The organism is Candidatus Desulfovibrio trichonymphae, assembly GCF_002355955.1.
Taxonomy (GTDB): Bacteria; Desulfobacterota; Desulfovibrionia; order Desulfovibrionales; family Desulfovibrionaceae; genus Desulfovibrio; species Desulfovibrio trichonymphae.
The window spans coordinates 146,441-165,164 of sequence record NZ_AP017368.1; the positions used below are offsets into that span (position 1 = coordinate 146,441).

At 56.9% G+C, this 18,724-nt stretch carries 19 protein-coding genes, 1 tRNA gene and 1 pseudogene; 6 read left to right on the forward strand and 15 right to left on the reverse strand.

Annotation, left to right across the window (positions count from 1 at the left end):
* Positions 1-183 precede the first annotated feature (183 nt).
* The 5 genes and pseudogenes from RSDT_RS00695 (at position 184) to RSDT_RS07785 (ending at position 3,972) form a co-directional block, all read left to right on the forward strand.
* A complete protein-coding gene (locus tag RSDT_RS00695) occupies positions 184-1,131 on the forward strand; it encodes a tripartite tricarboxylate transporter substrate binding protein (protein WP_096399163.1) in 948 nt (315 codons plus the stop codon).
* A gap of 99 nt (positions 1,132-1,230) precedes the next feature.
* Positions 1,231-3,219, forward strand: coding sequence for a tripartite tricarboxylate transporter permease (locus tag RSDT_RS00700; protein WP_096399164.1), 1,989 nt, complete (start codon positions 1,231-1,233; stop codon positions 3,217-3,219).
* A gap of 42 nt (positions 3,220-3,261) precedes the next feature.
* Positions 3,262-3,558, forward strand: coding sequence for an Ldh family oxidoreductase (locus RSDT_RS07615; protein ID WP_172414392.1), 297 nt, complete (start codon positions 3,262-3,264; stop codon positions 3,556-3,558).
* Positions 3,534-3,602 (forward strand): annotated as a pseudogene (locus RSDT_RS07780) (hypothetical protein); the annotation flags it as partial. The gene RSDT_RS07615 and the pseudogene RSDT_RS07780, both read left to right, overlap by 25 nt.
* On the forward strand, positions 3,586-3,972 hold the full coding sequence (locus RSDT_RS07785) for an Ldh family oxidoreductase (RefSeq protein WP_408606704.1): 387 nt from the start codon (positions 3,586-3,588) through the stop codon (positions 3,970-3,972). The pseudogene RSDT_RS07780 and the gene RSDT_RS07785, both read left to right, overlap by 17 nt.
* An 80-nt stretch (positions 3,973-4,052) precedes the next feature.
* On the opposite strand, the gene RSDT_RS07625 is transcribed toward RSDT_RS07785, so the two are convergent.
* The 12 genes from RSDT_RS07625 to RSDT_RS00760 all read right to left on the reverse strand — a co-directional run bounded on the left by RSDT_RS07625 (position 4,053) and on the right by RSDT_RS00760 (position 13,020).
* Positions 4,053-4,184, reverse strand: coding sequence for a hypothetical protein (locus tag RSDT_RS07625; RefSeq protein WP_269457531.1), 132 nt, complete (start codon positions 4,182-4,184; stop codon positions 4,053-4,055).
* Complete coding sequence (locus RSDT_RS00715; protein WP_172414394.1) at positions 4,171-4,638, reverse strand: hypothetical protein; 468 nt, start codon at positions 4,636-4,638, stop codon at positions 4,171-4,173. The genes RSDT_RS07625 and RSDT_RS00715 overlap by 14 nt, the downstream gene beginning before the upstream one ends.
* Positions 4,611-5,099: an MFS transporter gene (locus RSDT_RS00720; RefSeq protein ID WP_172414395.1), complete on the reverse strand. Its 489-nt coding sequence runs from the start codon at positions 5,097-5,099 to the stop codon at positions 4,611-4,613. The genes RSDT_RS00715 and RSDT_RS00720 overlap by 28 nt, the downstream gene beginning before the upstream one ends.
* A 92-nt stretch (positions 5,100-5,191) precedes the next feature.
* Positions 5,192-5,344, reverse strand: a complete 153-nt coding sequence (locus tag RSDT_RS07790) for a hypothetical protein (RefSeq protein ID WP_408606731.1) — start codon at positions 5,342-5,344, stop codon at positions 5,192-5,194.
* Between the two features lie 105 nt (positions 5,345-5,449).
* Positions 5,450-6,034: a PqiC family protein gene (locus RSDT_RS00725; protein ID WP_096399169.1), complete on the reverse strand. Its 585-nt coding sequence runs from the start codon at positions 6,032-6,034 to the stop codon at positions 5,450-5,452.
* A 40-nt stretch (positions 6,035-6,074) separates the two neighbouring features.
* Positions 6,075-7,037, reverse strand: coding sequence for an MlaD family protein (locus RSDT_RS00730; protein WP_096399170.1), 963 nt, complete (start codon positions 7,035-7,037; stop codon positions 6,075-6,077).
* Positions 7,034-7,798: an ABC transporter ATP-binding protein gene (locus tag RSDT_RS00735; RefSeq protein WP_096399171.1), complete on the reverse strand. Its 765-nt coding sequence runs from the start codon at positions 7,796-7,798 to the stop codon at positions 7,034-7,036. Before RSDT_RS00735 ends, RSDT_RS00730 begins: the two co-directional genes overlap by 4 nt.
* A gap of 2 nt (positions 7,799-7,800) precedes the next feature.
* Complete coding sequence (locus RSDT_RS00740; protein ID WP_231941849.1) at positions 7,801-9,027, reverse strand: MlaE family ABC transporter permease; 1,227 nt, start codon at positions 9,025-9,027, stop codon at positions 7,801-7,803.
* 345 nt (positions 9,028-9,372) lie between these two features.
* Positions 9,373-9,448, reverse strand: a tRNA-Glu gene (locus RSDT_RS00745).
* 63 nt (positions 9,449-9,511) lie between these two features.
* Positions 9,512-9,766, reverse strand: a complete 255-nt coding sequence (locus tag RSDT_RS00750; protein WP_096399172.1) for a hypothetical protein — start codon at positions 9,764-9,766, stop codon at positions 9,512-9,514.
* A 179-nt stretch (positions 9,767-9,945) separates the two neighbouring features.
* Positions 9,946-12,609 (reverse strand): TIGR03960 family B12-binding radical SAM protein, encoded by a 2,664-nt coding sequence (locus tag RSDT_RS00755; RefSeq protein WP_096399173.1) that lies wholly within the window; start codon positions 12,607-12,609, stop codon positions 9,946-9,948.
* Positions 12,610-12,681: 72 nt separating this feature from the next.
* Positions 12,682-13,020 (reverse strand): hypothetical protein, encoded by a 339-nt coding sequence (locus tag RSDT_RS00760; RefSeq protein ID WP_096399174.1) that lies wholly within the window; start codon positions 13,018-13,020, stop codon positions 12,682-12,684.
* 125 nt (positions 13,021-13,145) lie between these two features.
* Between RSDT_RS00760 and rnc the strand changes: the two genes are divergently transcribed.
* A complete protein-coding gene (rnc, locus tag RSDT_RS00765) occupies positions 13,146-13,931 on the forward strand; it encodes a ribonuclease III (RefSeq protein ID WP_096399175.1) in 786 nt (261 codons plus the stop codon).
* Positions 13,932-14,241: 310 nt separating this feature from the next.
* Here rnc and lon read toward each other — a convergent pair whose 3' ends face one another.
* The 3 genes from lon to RSDT_RS00785 all read right to left on the reverse strand — a co-directional run bounded on the left by lon (position 14,242) and on the right by RSDT_RS00785 (position 18,678).
* Complete coding sequence (gene lon / locus RSDT_RS00775; RefSeq protein ID WP_096399177.1) at positions 14,242-16,674, reverse strand: endopeptidase La; 2,433 nt, start codon at positions 16,672-16,674, stop codon at positions 14,242-14,244.
* Positions 16,675-16,784: 110 nt separating this feature from the next.
* Positions 16,785-18,062 carry an ATP-dependent Clp protease ATP-binding subunit ClpX gene (gene clpX / locus RSDT_RS00780; protein ID WP_096399178.1) on the reverse strand — a complete coding sequence of 426 codons (1,278 nt, stop codon included), beginning with the start codon at positions 18,060-18,062 and terminating at the stop codon, positions 16,785-16,787.
* A 4-nt stretch (positions 18,063-18,066) separates the two neighbouring features.
* The gene (locus tag RSDT_RS00785) at positions 18,067-18,678 is read right to left on the reverse strand and encodes an ATP-dependent Clp protease proteolytic subunit (protein ID WP_096400318.1); all 612 of its coding nucleotides are present in this window, start codon (positions 18,676-18,678) and stop codon (positions 18,067-18,069) included.
* Between the last annotated feature and the right edge of the window lie 46 nt (positions 18,679-18,724).

Below are 18,724 nucleotides of genomic sequence, written 5' to 3' on the forward strand. Positions count from 1 at the left end.
GTACAAAAGTTGAAAAATAGTGGAAATCAGATGAATTCTTAACCAGGCAGACAAGGAGTGTGTCCCGTAGATTTGGATGCTCGGCACGGGTCTTAATTGAGGTTCGTTTGCGGTTGCCGCAATCCTAAGCCCCTGCATGAGCTTTAACCTGTTATATCAGTCGGAGGTTCCATCGGAGGTTCCATGAAAACGCGTTTTTTTACGGCAGCTGCCTTGGCGGCAGCCCTGTTGCTGTCTTTGACGAACGGCGCGGCCTATGCCGAATATCCCGACAAGCCCGTCAACATGATCATCGCCTTCAGCGCCGGCGGATCAAGCGACGTGCAGGCCCGCATCATGCAGAAATACTGGGATAAACTCGTCCCGCAACAGTGGACCTTTGTCTACAAGCCCGGCGCCGGCGGTGCTATCGGTTTCGGCGAAATCGCCATGGCGAAAAAAGACGGTTACACCATCGGCGGCATCAACATTCCGCATCTGATCATCCAGGCTGTCACGCAAAAAGCGCAGTTCAAACTGGCTGATTTTGACTACATCTGTCAGGTGGTCAATGACCCGCAGTGTGTTGTAGTGCGCAAGGACAGCGCCCTGAAAAGCGTCAAGGAAATGTTTGATTACGCAAAGGCCAATCCCGGCAAGCTCAAGGTCGGGCTTGTCGGCCCGAACAGCGGGCACCATCTGATGTATTTCGACGTGCAAAAGAAGGTCGGCTTTCCTGTCACGGAAGTGTTTTACAAGGGTGCCGCAGACCAGAACGTGGCTCTGCTCGGTGGAGAGGTTGACGTAGTGTTCGGCAATCTGAACGACGTCATGCGCAGCCTTGAAGAGATGTGCGTGCTTGCCCTTGCCGGTGAAAAGCGCAACGACTTTCTGCCTGACGTGCCCACGCTGCGGGACGAAGGCTTTGACATCGTGTCCGACATACGCCGCGCCTTTGTAGCGCCCAGCGGCATTCCCGCCGGACACCTTGCCTTTTTACGCGACGCGTTCAAAAAGATATGCACAAACCCCGACTATCTCAAAGACATGAAAATAGCCGGGCAGCCGGCCGAATATCTGGACGGCGAGGCATTGCTCAGGCACATGCAGTCGCTGGACGCGGACATCAAGGCCGCGTTCGCGAAAAAATAATGCGAACGCTCGGCCGGCGCTGTTGCCCGGAAACGCGCTACCCGGACAACAGCGCCCGGCTGTTCTTTCATACCTATACTTTTTCCTGCAGGAGCGCTCATGAATGACTTTATCCTGCCCGTCCTCGCGAATCTTTGCGATCCGCTGAATATTTTTTTGATGGTAGCAGGTCTTGCCGGAGGAATTATCATAGGTGCCTTGCCCGGCCTGACCGCCACCATGGGCGTCGCGCTCATGGTGCCCGTCACCTTCGCCATGGACGCGACAAGCGGCCTGATCATGCTGGGGGCCATCTACGCCGGCGCAATTTACGGCGGCTCCAATGCGGCCTGTCTCATCTGCACGCCCGGCACACCCTCTTCCGTCGCCACCACCTTTGACGGCTGGCCCATGTGTCAGTCCGGCAGAGCGGACAAGGCGCTGATCACGTCGTTGCTGTCTTCCTCTTTCGGCGGTACTGTCGGCAACGTCTTTCTGTTGTGTCTGGCCGCGCCGCTGGCCCGTTTCGCCCTCAAGTTCGGGGGGCCCGAATCTTTCTGGCTGTGTCTGTTCGGCCTGTCCACCATTGCCGTCATGTCTTCTGGCAATATGCTCAAGGGCCTTGTGTCTGGCGCCATAGGCATGCTGGTGGCCACAGTGGGGCTTGACCCCCACGCGGCGTTGCCGCGTTTCACGTTTGAGTATTATCCGCTGATCCAGGGCGTGGAAGTAATACCAGCCATGATCGGCCTCTTTTCCTTTTCACAGGTGCTCTATCTGATAGGGAGCTACAAGCCCTTTATCGCAACGTATAACCCGAACAAGGGCGCGTTCGGCCAAGTCGTGCGCGAGCTCGCCGGCAAATGCAAGGTGGTGCTCCTCCGTTCTTCCGTCATCGGCACACTGGTCGGCATGTTGCCCGGAGCAGGCGGCGAAATAGCCGCGATTATCGCCTACAATGAAACCAAGCGCTGGGACAGGAATCCTGACCGTTTCGGAACGGGCGTCATCGAAGGGGTGGCTTCCAGCGAGAGCTCGAACAACGCCGTTATCGGCGGTTCGCTCATTCCCATGCTCACGCTGGGCATTCCAGGCAGCGCGGTGGCCGCCGTCATTCTGGGCGCGCTGCTTGCCAAGGGCATACAGCCCGGCTTCAAGGTGTTCACGGTTACCGGCGATCTGGCCTACACGTTCATTATGTCGCAGTTCGTCGTCAATCTGCTCATGATTCCCATAGGCCTGCTGCTCATCAAACTGCTTGTGCGCCTGCTCAGCATACGCCTGACCTTCGTCGCCATCGGCATCGTGATGCTCTCCGTCATCGGATCCTACGCCATACGCAATAGCATGCTGGATATCTGGATTGTCCTGATTTTCGGCCTGCTGGGTTACTTCTGCAACAGGGTCAAGTTGGACACCGGCGCCATGGCCCTAGGCATCATTCTCGGCCCCATGATTGAGGAAAATTTTGGCAAATGCGTCGGTCTTTCCAAGGCTTCCGGCGGCTCGGTCATCCAGGTGTTTCTGGAAAGCCCCATCGCCCTGTTGCTCATCGGCTTTACCCTGCTTTCACTGGTGACGCCCCTTTTGCTGGACTGGAAGCGTAAGCGCGCCGCGGCCGAAGGGCAGGACACCGGCGCTGCCGGCGTGGGGGTTTCCGGCGCCGCCAATGTGGCCGCCGGGATTTTCTCCCTGGCAGTCTCGGCCGCTTTTTACACGCAACTGGGCGAACTGGAAGGCGTCGGCAAAAGCTATCCGCTGCTTATCCTGTGCTTTATCACTCTTGTGGGGGGGTATGTGCTGCTCCACGGTCTGAATCAAAGGTGCAAGAGCGCGGGCGGTGCGCCGCAGAACGACGGGGAGCCTGTGGCGTACCGCCGTGTGGCGTTCATCGCCGCGGCCTCCGTCGTCTATGTGGTTCTCATTCCCATCCTGGGATTCTATGCGGTGAGCGCTGTTTTCCTTTTCGGATCGGCCATGCTGCTCAACGACTCGCAGACTTCGCCATTCAGGGCGGCCTGCCTGTTGACGGTGATCATGTGTACTGTCGTCTGGGCCGGCTTTGCCAAACTGCTGAATATTCCGACCCCGGAAGGGCTGCTGTTCTAAGACAAGGAGCACGGAGGGTGAACACGTCGCTTGGAGACTGTGGTGGAAGCCTTGCTTGACGCCGAGCTTGACGGCATATCCTCACACGGCCTTTCCCGTCTGCCTTTTTACGCCGATCGGGCAATGTACGGCAAAGTGCGCGCGAACGCCGTTCCTGTGACGACAAACCCGGCTCTCGGCGTTGTGCTGGGTGACGCCTGTAACGGTTTTGCTTTTCCGGCCATAAACGCCGGTCTGGATGCGGCGTTTGCGCGCGTAGCGGAGCAGAGGGCGTCTGTTCGCTGGGTGTCAGGCGCTCGCACCACTGCGGCGTTCTGGGGCATTTTGTGGAAAAAATAGCCGCTCACGGACTGATTGGTCTGGCTTTTGCCAACTCGCCCGCCGCCATGGCCCCGTGGGGAGGGAGAAGGCGCGTTTTCGGCACGAACCCGTTGGCCTTCGGGGGGTGTCCGCGACTGCGGGGAGCCTGTCGTCATTGACCTTTCTTTGAGCGTTGTCGCGCGCGGCAAAGTCATGCTTGCCAGACAGTGCGGAGAAAAGCTGCCTCCCGGCTGGGCGTTGGACGTCGATGGCCGTGAGACCACAGACCCGGACGCGGCCCTTGCGGGCACTATGACGCCGCTGGGCGGGGCCAAGGGCGCGGCTTTGGCCATGATGGTGGAAATATTGGCCGCAACGCTCACCGGGTCGAGCCACGCGTCCGAGGCCAGTTCACTTTTTGACGCGCATGGGCCGCCGCCCAATTTGGGGTAGTTCTTTTTGCTGATTGATCCGAAGCCCTTCAACCCTGCGTTTCTGTCTCGGGTAGAGGCGCTGTGCAACGATGTTTTGAGTCAGGAAAACACGCGTTTGCCGGGAATGCGACGGCAACAGGAGCGCCGCGCCAGAGAGCGCGCCGGTCTGAGCATTCCCGTCGGGCTGCTTGCCGAACTGCGGCGCTGCGCCGGCGTGTCAGCTCTCGGCAAAGGGTTTCCAGAGCACGAACAGGGCGACGAACAACCCCGCGCACAGCGCGTACACCGTGTTGATGCCGAGCAGAGCGTTCAGGCTGTATGCCAGCAGAGGGCCAAAGGCCGCACCCATGTCCGTCAGCAGGGCATAGGCCATGAGCAATGAATGACCCCCCGCCTCTGCGGACGCATTCGCAGCGCCTGTGTCCGCCAGGGTGGTCAATGCCGTGGCTGTGGCGCATGCGAACCAGAGGGGCAAGGGCAGTGGCAGGGCCAACAGGGCGAAAATGACAGCTCCGCACCCGAAGGCGTACAGGAAAAGAAGCTGCCACCCGTAACGGGCGTCAGCGAGTTTTCCTGTCAGGGGTGCGAGCCAGGGTTCACAGCCCCAGCGCAGGGCCTGCAATATGCCGGCCAGCGTGGCCGTGCCCAGACTGAACACTACGGCACAGAAGCGCAGGCCGACCATGTCCGCCAGCATCCTCCCCCGAGCATGCCGGCGAGGCTCCCCAGGCGGTACAAGCCGTTGTACAGGCCTCGTGTCGTCGGTGTGGAGATTTTCAGGATACAGAACAGAGAGCCGAGGCGCAGCAGGGACCAGGCAAGACCCCAGACGCAACGGGCCAACACCCACCAGACAAGGCCCTGCAGGAAGCCGTAAGAAAGGGTGGTCAGTATGCCGAGCAGCATCGCGATGCAGACGCCCGTGCGTTCACTGATACGGGAATACAGGCGTCCGATGAAAGGGTTGAGGGGAAGTCGCACCAGGCGGTTGACCGAGAGCAGGGCCCCCACCTCCCACAACGAGGTCAGACCGGCCTGTTGAAAATACACGGGCAGCACAGTGTAGAGCATGGAATCGCCCATCAGGCACAGGGCGGTGACAAGCGCGAATACACTGATATGTCGTCTGTTTTTTGCATCATCCATGGCAAGTTGTCTGCGGATTCCATAAGAAGGCATCTCGTGAGCAAGCCCGCCCTGTGCGCCTGTCAGGATATAATAAACATGGCTCTAGAGCATCAGGTTTTTGGCGAGCAACCTTTTGAAGCTGCCGATAAGCTGCTCCAGCGGCTGATCGTATTGCCACTTGCCTGCACACCTCTGACAGGTTTCTGTGTGAGGGACTGTGCGTAAACTATCCAGTCCACAGCCATTGGATGCTTGCGGTACACACGCCGTATGCGATTTCGCCCGCGATGCTCAAAAAGGAATTCTCGCCCAAAGATTTTTCTGTCGAGGTCAACCAAACATGGCGCGTCCGCGCGTTGTATGCTCCTTCATTTCTCCTTCACCGGTATCGACGACACAATCCCGGCCAAATGTTCGGCCATACGACATACCAGCGCGCTCTGCGCCCGGACGAAATCATCACAAGCATTGCCGTGCGCTGTTTCCTCATCTGCATACACACCTTGACAAAGAATTTCATCATGTTTGTTTTTCAACGTCCAGCGTGTTTCTATATGCGTCTTACCGGCCAATGTGCCGTCAAGGCGCTGCACGTCCAGAAAAAGAACCATATCGCCGCCCTCATCATCTGCAGCCGTCACGGTAATGCCGTTGGCAAAAAGACGCGGGGCAAGTTCTTCCCGCACAACGCGGCGTACGCCCTGACCCAACGGTTCAGCCCAGACATCGAACTGCGCTACCATAAGACGCGCTTTCCCGGCAACGCGATACACAATGCCGTTACGATCCAGATATTCCGGAACGACAACACGGGCAACGCGCAGACTCTTCGCCGGCAGACTGTCGGCTTTTACGGGAGTCACGGAACCCTCCAGCAGATAGTACGCCACAGGCGTGCTGCGGCTGCACGCGACAAGCAGCATAACAAGCAAAAATAACGTCCGGCGCGCCATTAGCATGCTCCTTATTCTCAAAATGTTATTCTCCTGTCATTCAAGGCTTTTTGCCCCGCACTAAGACTTCGGGGTTGTGTTCCAGCATGTCGGCCAAATTGCGCAGAGAGCGTGCTGCGGATGTTCCTTCCTGCAACAGACGATGCAAGTCATGCACAGTCGGCGAATCCCGCCGCACAAGAGCTTCCGCAGAATTAGCAACGTGACGCAGTTGTGCGACCGTCTCAGCCAGAGCGCGCATGGCTTCGCGAAAGGCTTTCATGGCTTCGGGCGTTTGTTCGCGCACAATGCGGGCAGCACCATCAATCTGCGTCAGGGCGTCGTTTGCAGTTTTGATCATCTCGCCGTTTTGCAAAAGCTTTTGCGTCTGCGTAAACGTGTCGGCAAAGGCGGCTATCCCCTGCTTAAGTTTCCCGTCAGACAAGGCCAGAACAAGATCGTTCAGAACAACATCCAGAGAATGCAGTATCTGCTCAAGCGGCACCTTTGCCAGCGCGCGCTGCAACGCGTCAATGGGCGAAGGAACAGTAGGAATTTCCAGTTCAGGAGTGGTAGAACGATACAAGGGCGTGGTTTCCGGATGAAAATCCAGCTCAATGCAATACTTGCCGGTAACAAAGCTCTGCAATTGCAAGCGCGCGCGCATGCCACGGTCCACCATTCGGCGCACCATTTCCTGCTCAAAATTTTCTGTAACGCCGGCCACACTGTCGTTGCGCATAATGGTTTTTTCATCAATGCGAATAAACACAGGTATGGCCACATTCTGCTTCTGCTCATCAGCCACAAGATTGATATGCGTGACGCTGCCCATGGGCACGCCGCGAAAAACAACTGGCGCGCCGATGGAAAGCCCGTTCACCGAACCATCAAAATAGAGCACATATTCCGTGTCATCACTGAAAAAACGTCTTGTGCTGAGCAAAAATAGACCCGCGACAAAAAGGACAAAGCCACCCAGCACAAAAGCGCCTACAGCCGTTTTATACCGCTGTGCATTCATACTTTTCCCCGTGTCAGAAAATGTCGGGCGTTGACTTCCGTTTTAGGATCACGCGCAAGATCAGCCGGCCTGCCGGCGGCGGTTACTGAACGGCTTTGTACGTCCAGATAGACACTGTTGTCAGCAATGGCAAAAATACTCTGCAATTCATGAGAAACAATCACACAACTTGTGTTCAACGTTTCACGCAGCTCCAAAATCAAATCATCCAGCATACGCCCGCTCACAGGATCCAACCCGGCAGAAGGCTCATCCAGAAAAAGAATCTGCGGATCCAATGCCAGCGCCCGCGCCAGCCCGGCCCGTTTGCGCATACCGCCGCTGATTTCTGAGGGATAATAATCCTCAAAGCCGGCGAGACCCGTCAACGCCAGCTTCAACAAAGCCTGCTCACGGATTTCCTGTTCCTCCAACTCCGTATACTGTTGCAGCAAAAGTCCTACATTTTCCGCCAGCGTCATTGAACTCCATAACGCGCCGTTCTGAAAAAGCACGCCTACGCGGCGCATGACGTTGCGCCGCGCCTCTTGGTCTCCCCCCCAGAAATCCGTATCACCGTAAAAAATCCGTCCCGCCTGTGGCGCTTTCAAGCCCATGAGCACGCGCAACAATGAGCTCTTGCCTGATCCGGACACTCCCATAATACAAAAAATTTCTCCTGCGCGCACGTCAAAGCTGACATGGCGCATGAGCACGCGGCCGCCAAACCCCACCTGCAGATCGCGCGTGCATATCCTGACTTCGCACTCTTGCTGAAGCATACCTACACCCCCAGCACGGTGCAGACAACAGTTATCACGGCCGTTGCCACAATAATCCCTACAAGAGCATGCACAACCGCCGTTGTCACGGCAAGTCCCACAGCTCCGGCGCTACGCCCGCAACGCATGCCGTGAAAACAGCCGGACAGCGCGATGATAACGCCAAAAAACGTTCCGTAAACAAGGCCGACAAGAACGTGCCTGAAAGGCGTCATCTGAACAGTGGCGTTGAGATATTCATACGGGTTCAGCCCCATCATCGTAACGCCCACCAAATAGCCGCCGGCTATGCCCATGATGTCGGCATACAGCGTCAGCAACGGCGTCATGGCAGTCAAGGCGAGCACACGCGGCAAAACCAGAAAATCCACAGGATAAATGCCGGCTGCGGAGAGAGCGTCCACCTCTTCATTTACCTGCATTGCGCCTGTCAGGGCAGCATAGGCCGCTCCAATCCGTCCGGACATGACCACACCAACCATCATGGCGCCCATAATGCGCAGCATGCCTATGCCGACAAGTCCTGCAACATAGACTTGCGCGCCGAACTGTGTTAACTGCACCCACCCGACAAAAGCCAGAATCAGACCAAAGAGCAGACTTGTGAGCGAAACAATAGGCAGCGCCCGCACACCGCATTCGTGCACGACTTCCATGAGATCCTGCAGTCGCATATGAGACTGCCCGCGTACAAGACGCTGAAATGAAGCGACGATTTCCCCCAAAAAATAAAAAAAATCGGCAAGATCGGGGAGAAGGGCAAAAACCCGCCCCCCAAGAGCTGATAAAAACGTCTCGTCTGTTTGCCGCCTGATGACGTCCGCCCCCGCAGGAGCGGACAAGGCCAAGGACAAAAGCCGCGTGAGACCTTCTGGCAAATTGAGATTCACGGTGAGACCGCGCTTGCGCGCTGTCCTGATGACGCGCACAAGAAATACGAGCAGGCTCGTGTCCCACTGGTTCAAGTCATCCGCGTCCAGACTCAGCTCCCGCACACGCGCATCCGTAAAGCGTTGCAGAACAAAGTGTGCCTCTGCCGGCAAATTGTCTCCCATACACCACCGACCGCACACGCTGACACGCAGAAGGCGGCCCTGTTTGCGGGTCTCTGCCTGCACAGACGCATGCGCTGCCACTTCCTGCGGATTTGATTGCATTATGATAATATAATAGCCTGAGCATCCTGCACGCGCAAGCGCGTCCGCGCCGCAATTATAGGGCAACGACAAATATGCTTACGCCAGATATACAGTTGCAGCCGATGGTTAACCATAAGACATCCTGACTCTTAGGCCGGCCCGTATACATTTGTAAGCACATAGACGTTGAGAGCATCGCTGTTTACAATTTATTGTAAAATGTGTTCGCTCAATGGATGCCGGATGACGCGGCCATAACACCTATGAAAATATAGTATTAGAATTTGTGCCTCCGTGGTGTGGAACAACAGGCCGTATTGTTTCGGTTTGATTGTCTTTTCTCAAATTTTTTTAAATCTGTGGAGCATAGTGTGGGGCAGATTTGCCCCACAAACAAAAAAGGACTTAGATTTTACTCTAATTCCTTGATTTTTTTGGCGTCGCCAACGGGATTTGAACCCGTCTTAACGGCTTGAGAGGCCGTCGTCCTAACCGGATAGACGATGGCGACAGCGGGATAATGCTAGATAACGCAGGGAAAGTTGTCAAGAAATTTGATGCACTCTGGCGAGCGTCACACGCCGGTCTGTTTGTCGGGCTTCGGAGATCTGCGGTCGGCGTTTTGTTCGCGGAAGGCGCGCAAGCGCAGTTCATCCACAATGGTTTTTTCATAGTCCGGCGAGAAGTTAACTTCAAAGCGCAGATCCGAAGAGAGCAGGCGTTCGATGCGTTGCGTTTCTTCCCATATCTCCAGCAGTTCTTCGTTTGCCAGCGCTTTGACGCGTTCAGCAAATGAGGCTTCGTCGTAAAACGGGACACAGGAACCCATGTTACCCCCTTTTTGCGTGAAGAAAATTTTGAACAGGTTTCAGCGCGATCAGCGTTTTGTCCATGACGTCACCCCTTCAGGCCGGGGTGCAGGCCGTCGCCAAGGTCGTCCATGTAAGCGCGCTCATCGGCGAGCGTCCTGTGAATATCCGTGCATTGGTGACGGTTGATGACATGGCGTTACAGGTTCGGCGCGGGCACGTCCGCGCCTGCGAAAATTTGCGCTGTTTTGGTGAGGCGCACACGTAAACGCAATGCGTCTTCCCGTCCCAAGGGCTTAAGAATCGCAAGGCAAAAGGCCAGAGGCGACAGATACACCGTACGCCAGTCCGCCGTAAATGTCACGGTCGCGCCGCCGCGCCGCGGTTGTTGGTTTTGCGCCGTGTCCGGCGGGGCGCTCTCCCAACTGTGGAGAATCGGCCGTATGTTCGTTGAGCGCAGCCCGTTTTTTGTCTTGCGCAAATAGGTAAAGGCGTCCAGCGCGGCAAACTGTTCGAAACACCGCGCGGCCGGGTTGTCGTCCTCACAGGCGTGCAGGCTGAGTGAAAATTTTTCCTTGGAGGCGAGTTCGGTACGGCGGCTTTTGATAAATTTTTCCACGCGAATAACGTCCATGCCTGGAGGAAGCACGGGGGAAAGGCGTTGCGCCACCGTCTCGGGAGCAAGGGCCGTGCGCAGCGTGATGACAAACCATTCGGCAAGACTTTGTACGCCGACCGGCAGGGCGCGGCCGAAAGAAAGCAGCGGCAGCGGGTGAAAACCCTGGGAAAAAGCCGACGGCAGGGCCGCGTGGCGCAGGGCTCGGTCCAAAACGGCCTGAAGTTCCAACTGGCTTAAAAAGGCACAGTCCTCTGTTTTACTGTGCCATATGCGGTAGGTTGCGGCCTTGACGGTCAGGGTGGCGGCGATTTGCGGCGGGCGATTTGCGCGCGCGCGGCAGATCAGCCGACCTTCGGCGTCGCGGGCGGGCAGGTAGGCGTCCTGATCGCGCATGGGAAAAACAAGACGGTTCGCGTGCGCGTTCGTTCCGACGCGCGGCAGACGGGAGGGCCCCGCTTTGGTGTCGCAGGCGCCGCACTGGCGGCAGACATTGTAGCGGCAATCCCCGGAAATTTTTTCCCTGAGAGCGCGGGCGCGTTCCCGCAACAGAAAATTTTCAGAAATGCCGGCCTCCAGATGGCTCCAGGCAAGCGGCGCGCCGGGCGTGCGCGGCCCTGTGAAGGCTTCCGCGTCAAGGCCGGATTCTTCAAGCGCCGCGAGCCAGGGTGCAAGGTCAAAGCTGTCCGCCCAACTGCAAAATACGGCGCCCTTGTGAAAGGCCTTTTCCACCACGTCCGCCATGCGGCGGTCCGCGCGGGACAAAATGCCTTCCAGCCGGCTCATGGCCGGTTCATGCCAGCGCAGCTTCAGGCATTTCTGCCCCCTGAAGATGTCGCGCAGAAGGTTGATTCTCCGGCTCATTTCTTCGGAAGATATCTGCGCTTCCCACTGAAACGGGGTGAATGGCTTGGGTACAAAGGGCGACACGGCGGCCGTCACCTGCATGCGGGGCGCACCGCAGCCCGCCGCGTCGCGTACCTTGCGGCATAATTCGGCTATGGCGGCAATGTCTTCGTCCGTTTCCGTCGGCAGACCGATCATAAAATAGAGTTTGACCTGCCGCCAGCCGTGCTCCAGCAGTTTTTGCGCGTGCAAAAGCAGGTCTTCTTCGCTCACGCCCTTGTTGATGACGTCGCGCAGACGCTGGCTGCCGGCCTCCGGGGCAAGGGTGCAGCCTGTGCGGCGCAGCTCGGCCATGCGTTCCAGAATTTCGTCGTCAATGGATCCCACGCGCAAAGAGGGAAGGGAAAGGCTCACCTGTTCGGCGGCGCAGTGGTCCAGCGCGTTGCGGCAGAGTGTCTTGAGGGCGGAAAAATCGCCGGCGCTCAACGCAAGAAAGGAAATTTCATCAAAGCCTGTTTCTTTGAGACAATCGCGCACTAGGGTCATGACGCCGGGCACAGAGCGTTCCCGCACCGGGCGGTAGACCATGCCCGCATGGCAAAAGCGGCAGCCCCGCGTGCAGCCCCGCGCTATTTCGAGCGTAAGGCGGTTGTGTACGGCGCCGACGGGCGTTATTTGTTTCACGGGGTATGGGGCCGTGTTCAGATCAGCCACAATGCGGCGCGAAGGGCGGGCATGGTCGGCAAAAAGGGGCGTCGGCGGGCCGCAGGGGCTTGCCGACGGGCCGAAAAGCGAGGGCACGTACACGCCGGACACAAGCCGTGTTTCGCGCAAAAGACGGCTTCTGCCCCAGCTGTTCTCCATCGCTGTTTCCAGCAATCGCAGTACATCGGGCAGGCTTTCCTCCCCGTCACCCAGAACCATGATGTCCATGAACGGGGCCAGCGCTTCGGCGGAGAGCAGCGCGCCGCCGCCGGCGATAACCAGCGGGCAGGCCGTCATGTCTTCAGGGCGGTTTGCTGTGCGCAGGGGAATGGCGGCCAGATCAAGCATATACAGAATATTGGTGTAGCATAGCTCGTGAGTGACGGAAAAAGCGACGCAGTGCAGGTTTTTCAGTGGGGTGTCGGATTCCAGCGTGCACAGGGGGGCCTTATGGGCGCGCAGGACGGCGGCTGCTTCGCGTTCCGGTGCCATGACCCGTTCAGCCAGCCAGCGGGGACAGCTGTTGACTATGCTGTACAGTATCTTCTGCCCGAGGTAGGACATGCCCACTTCATAGGTGTCGGGAAAGGCCAGAGCGATGCGCAGATTCACGGCATCCGCATTTTTGTGGCAGGCGCCTTCTTCAATGCCGGCGTAGCGGCTGGGTTTGGGCAGCAGGGGGAGGAGTTCGCGCATGGTTTTTGCCGGTGTGGAAATGGCATAAAAAAGGCGCGCTACGCCGCCTGTGAAGAGTCGTATTCAGTCCGCTTATATGATAAGTCCGCTGCCGCCCGCGCCGGGCGTCGCGCCGAACTGCAGCTTGCCGAGACCGCCCGCAACCGTCAGGTTGGTAGTGGCTTCAATGTATTTGTCCTGCAGTTCCTTGGGGGTATTGGCATAGCGGTACAAAAAGGCGGAGCCGTCCAGTGTGCCGGAGAAATTGGGCTCAAAGGGATAGCCATAGGGCATCATCATCATCTGCACGCCCTGCTGCGTTGGCACTGTCTGCAGGGCGGCCACCTCATTGAGGCAGTCCTTGCCCGTGTCGTATTTGCCGATGACCAGCTCGCCCGTTACCAGTTTCATCAAGCGGATATCGTACGCCATATAACATCCCGCGGGTTCAGGTTATTTTATATAAACTTTTTATAGCAAGAAGTTATATATAACCGTTTGTCGGGTCTGTGTCAAGTTTCAGTTGCTCTCAGACGCGAAAAGGCTACACTGGCTCCATGCCGCACCACGACGCTACGCAGAATGCAGTGCCGGACGATGTCCGCGCCGCGCTGGAACAGCGCCTTACCCATGTTTTTTCACGGCCGGCGTTGCTCGCGCTGGCCCTGACGCATTCTTCCTTCGCCAATGAGTCAGGGGGCGGCCAGGAGCATAATGAGAGGCTGGAATTTTTGGGCGACGCCGTGCTTGAGCTGTGCGTCTCCACAGAACTGTTCCGGCGCTTCCCGGCCGCGCGTGAAGGCGAACTGACGGCCATGCGGTCAAAGCTGATCAGCGCCGCTGCTCTGGCGGCGCGCGCCCGTGCGCTGGGGCTGGACACGCTGGTGATGCTCGGGCGCGGAGAAGAAAATCAGGGCGGACGGAACCGCGATTCTGTTTTGAGCGACGTTCTGGAGGCTGTGGTGGCCGCCGTGTACGAAGATGGTGGCTTTGCGGCTGCATGCGCGGCGGTGGGGCGCATTTTTGCGCAGTGCTGGCCCCGCGCCGGCGAAGGGGCGCGAACGGCGCCGGATTATAAAACGCGGCTGCAGGAAATAACTCTGCGCCTTTGCAAAGACAGACCGATATATGCAAGGCGGGCGGCGTACGGCCCTGAGCATGCGAAAATTTTTGAAGTCGCGTTGCGCCTGCCGGACGGCAGGAAATTTTTGGGCAGCGGCACAAGCTGCAAGCGCGCGGAACAAGATGCGGCGTGCAACGCTCTTGCGGCGCTTGAAAACGCAAATGCGAACGTGGCCGTGACGCCAGCTTCTCACAGCCGAGCGGTCGGCACAGACAAATAAGCCGTTTGGCCCGGTCCGGGGGCGACACGCCCCCTGGGGGACATCCTGTCAGCCTGTATATCAGGATTGCTTAGCCGCCTATGGGCTGTAAGGCCATCCTTGACAGCGAGTTGGCATACAAGAGTATGGCTACCGCGGTCAGAATGCGGGGATTTATCGGCCTGAATGTTCTGGTTGCTGTGTTCTCCAGCAGGTTTTGCATAGCGCCCAGATGCGCGTGTATTTTTTTTTGAAACAATGCGTTGTTGAGCATCGCCAGTGCTTCCTTGGGCTGCCTGCTGCTTGAAAATGCGGATTCAGGATGACGGGTTTACTGCGCGGGCCGGCTTTGGGCGGCGCTTCCGGCCGGGCGCAAGGAATGGCAGATGGGGCTCACCGTGGCCCGGCCGGAAAATATTTCTTCCGCCCCAGCGGCCAGCGCATGGGGCAGCACTTCATCAACGTGCTCCACAAAAATCAGTTCCAAATTTCGCAATACCTCGTCCGGCACTTCTTTCAAATCCTTTTTATTGTCGGCAGGCAGAATCACGCGTTTAATGCTGCTGCGCCGGGCGGCGAGCAGTTTTTCCCGCAGGCCGCCGATGGGCAGCACTCTGCCGCGCAGTGAAATCTCGCCCGTCATGGCAACATCATTGCGCACGGGGATGCCCAGAAGCGCCGAAGTGATGGAGGTGGCCAGCGTGATGCCTGCCGAAGGACCGTCTTTTGGGGTGGCGCCTGACGGCACATGGACATGAATGTCCACCTTGCGGTAAAAACGCGGGGCAAGCCCCAGCAGGTCGGCGCGTGAACGCACATATGAAAGCGCGGCTTTGGCCGATTCTGTCATGACGTCACCAAGCTGTCCCGTTGTGACGATGTGGCCTGCGCCGTTCATCAGGCTTGTTTCCACAAGCAGAATTTCGCCGCCGCGTTGATTGTAGGCCAGCCCTGCGCACACCCCAACCTGCGGGCTGTCTTCCCGTTCTTCATGTCGGTATTTTGTGACGCCGAGAAAAGACTGGAGGCTTGAACGGGTAATAGCGACGCATTTTTCAAGGTCGTCTTCCTCAACAAGTCGTATGGCTGTTTTGCGGCACAGTGTGGCTATTTCCCGCTCCAGATTGCGCACGCCCGCTTCGCGTGTATAGGTGCGGATGATTTCAAGAACGGCGTTTTCTGAAAGACGGATATTGTGTTCCTGCAGGCCGTGCTCCGTAATCTGCCGCGGCAGAAGGAAACGTTGCGCTATATGGCGCTTTTCTGTTTCAAGATAGCTTGAAAGTTCAATGAGTTCCATGCGGTCCAGCAAGGGCGGCGGTATGCTGTGCAGAGAATTTGCCGTGGTGATGAAAAAAATTTTGGAAAGGTCGTATTCCAGATCAAGGTAATGATCCATAAACATGTTGTTTTGTTCCGGATCAAGCCCTTCCAGAAGGGCAGAGGCCGGGTCGCCGCGGTAATCTGACGTCATTTTGTCTATTTCATCAAGACAAAACAGGGGATTGTTGAATTTGACTCGTTTCAGCGACTGGATAATCTTGCCCGGCATGGAGCCGACATAGGTGCGGCGATGCCCGCGTATTTCCGCCTCGTCGTGCACGCCGCCCAGCGACAGGTGCACATAGTCGCGGCCGGTGGCTCTGGCCACGGATTTCGCCAGTGAAGTTTTGCCGACGCCCGGCGGGCCCACAAAGCATAAAATAGGGCCTTTGAGCCCATGGGAGAGTTTTTGCACGGCAAGATATTCCAGAATGCGCTCTTTGGGTTTTTCAAGCCCGTAGTGATCGCCGTCCAGAATGCCGCGCGCTTTTTCTATATTTATGTCAACATGTTTTAGATTGTTCCAGGGCAAATCCAGTATCCAGTCAACATAATTGCGCACCACGGTATATTCCGCGGAGGAAGGCGGCATTGTCCGCAGTTTTTTTACTTCGCCGAGCGCCTTCAGGCGGGCTTCTTTCGGCATGTCGCGTTCCCTGAGTTTTTGCGCAAGTTCAGCCACTTCCTCCTGGGGGTCGTCGTCGCGGCCCATTTCTTTATTGATGGCCTTGATCTGCTCGTTCAGATAGTATTCGCGCTGATTGCGCTCCATCTGCGTTTTGACGCGATTTTTGATGCGTTTTTCCACAGAGGCCAGGTCCACTTCGCCCTGCAGCAGTTCATACGCCCGTTCCAGACGAACCGTCACGTCGCAGAGCTCCAGCACTTCCTGTTTTTTGTGGTAATCCACCCTGAGATGCGGCACAAGGGCGTCCGCAAGCAGGCCGGGATCCTGCAGGGCCAGCATGGACATCAGGGTTTCCTGGGAAATTTTTTTGTTGTTTTTGCCGTATTCTTCCAGCGCTTCGTGCACGGCGCGCACCAGCGCCGGCAATTCGTCCCTGCGGGTCGTCGTCGCGCCGAGTCTGTGTATGCGCACAAGCACGCAACGCGCGCCTTCGTGCAGATTCTCCCAATGAGCCCGGTACAGACCTTCAAAAAGTACCTTGATAGTGCCGTCCGGCAAGCGGAGCATCTGCAGAACACGGCTGACGACACCCACGGCGCACAAATCGTCATCTTGGGGTTTTTCCAGATCGGCCTTGCGCTGGGCCACCAGAAAAATCTGCTTGTTGTAAAAATTCTGGGCGGCTTCAATAGCTTTTATGGAAGGTTCCCGCCCGACAAAAAGCGGCATGACGGAGCGGGGGAACATAATGACCTCCCGCAGGGGCATGACCGGCAGTTCCAAGAAAGCTTCCACCCGCATCGCGTCAGACATGACTTCTCCCGATATGATCAGGCTGCAAAAATATCAATAATCAATGCAAAGGATTTTGTAAAACACTTACTGATTCCGGCGTCTGATCGCGCGGCCGGCCGCCGGTGATTTTATGACGCCTTGTCTTTCCCAACATTGCGGTCCGCGTCGAGGTCTCCGTAAAACAGCACGGGTTCCTTGCCTTTTTCAATTACGGCACGGTTGATGAGGCACTCCCGCACATTGTTCATTGAAGGCAGCTTGAACATGATGTCCAGCATGATTTTTTCCATCACGTTGCGCAGGCCGCGCGCGCCTGTTTTGCGCCCAATGGCCTGCGCGGCAATGGCATTGAGCGCGTTCGGCGTAAAGCGCAGGCTTACGTGATCAAGTTCAAAAAGTTTCTGGTACTGGCGCACCAGCGCGTTTTTGGGCTCGGTAAGAATGCGCACAAGATCCGGTTCGTCCAATTCATCCACATGGGTAATAATCGGAATGCGGCCGACAAATTCCGGAATCAGGCCGAATTTGACAAGATCCTGCGGGTGAATTTTTTCCAGAAGTTCGGCCAAGGGAATATCGCGGGCGGCGCGCACTTTTGCTCCAAAACCCATGTAACCGCCGCTCACGCGCGACGCCACAATTTTATCAAGGCCCATAAAGGTACCGCCCACAATAAACAGGATATTGCCCGTGTTCATACGGATAAATTCCTGCTGCGGGTGCTTTCGTCCGCCCTTGGGGGGGATGTTGGCCTCTGTGCCTTCAATGATTTTCAAAAGCGCCTGCTGTACGCCCTCGCCCGAAACGTCACGGGTGATGGAGGGGCCGTCGCCCTTGCGCGAAATTTTATCTATTTCGTCAATATAAATGATGCCGTTGCCCGCGGCTTCAAGGTCGTAGTCCGCGTTCTGTAAAAGCTGCACCAGAATATTTTCCACATCTTCGCCCACATATCCGGCCTCTGTAAGGGTGGTCGCGTCAGTGATGGCAAAGGGCACGCGCAGCACCTTGGCGAGCGTTTTGGCAAGCAGCGTTTTGCCGCTGCCCGACGAGCCAACAAGAAGGATATTGCTTTTTTCAAGCTCCACGTCGTCGCCGATTGCATTGGCGTAAAACACGCGCTTGTAGTGGTTGTGCACGGCCACGGAAAGAATTTTTTTGGCTTTGTGCTGACCAATGACGTACTCGTCCAGACGATTTTTTATCTCCTGCGGCAAGAGCAGGCGCTCGTTGCCCTCAGGGGCCTCCCGCTGGTCGCGGTCGATAATGTTGTTGCAGGTCTTGATGCAGGAGTCACAGATGGTTGCAGTATCCCACACGATGAGCTTGCGCACCTCAAGCTCGTTACAACCGCAAAAAGAACAGCGCATGGGCTCTTTTGTCATGGTTTTTTGTGTTTTCGACATAGGTTCAGCCGTTCTTTTTCTGCGCCGTCATGTTGCGGCGTGAAACCAGCACGCGGTCGATAATGCCGAGTTCTCTGGCTTCGTCAGGTGTCAAAAAATTGTCGCGTTCTGTGGCGGAGGCCACTTCCTCATAGGGGCGCTGCATATTTTCCGCCAGCATGCGGTTGAGTCGTTCCTTGAGGCGTAAGACCTCGCGGGCGTGTATCTCAATATCCGTAGCTTGCCCGTGGAATCCGCCCGAAGGCTGATGTATCATAATCTGACTGTTGGGCAATGCAAAACGCATGCCCGACTCGCCGGCCGCCAGCAAAAAAGCGCCCATACTGGCGGCTCGACCGATACAAACGGTAGAAACGGGTGACGAAACAAAGCGCATGGTGTCATAGACGGCCAGCCCAGCCGTCACCGAACCGCCGGGGGAATTGATATACAGGCTGATTTCCTTCTCCGGATCCTGAGATTCCAGAAAAAGCAGCTGTGCGCATATGAGCGAAGCCACAGCGTCATTTACTTCAGACCCAAGCAGCACAATGCGATCCTTGAGCAGACGGGAATAGATGTCATACGCCCGCTCTGAACGGCCTGTGGTTTCAATAACCATGGGAATTAACGACATGCTTGCCTCACAGTTGCCCGACAAAGAGTTTGCTGTAATCCGCCGC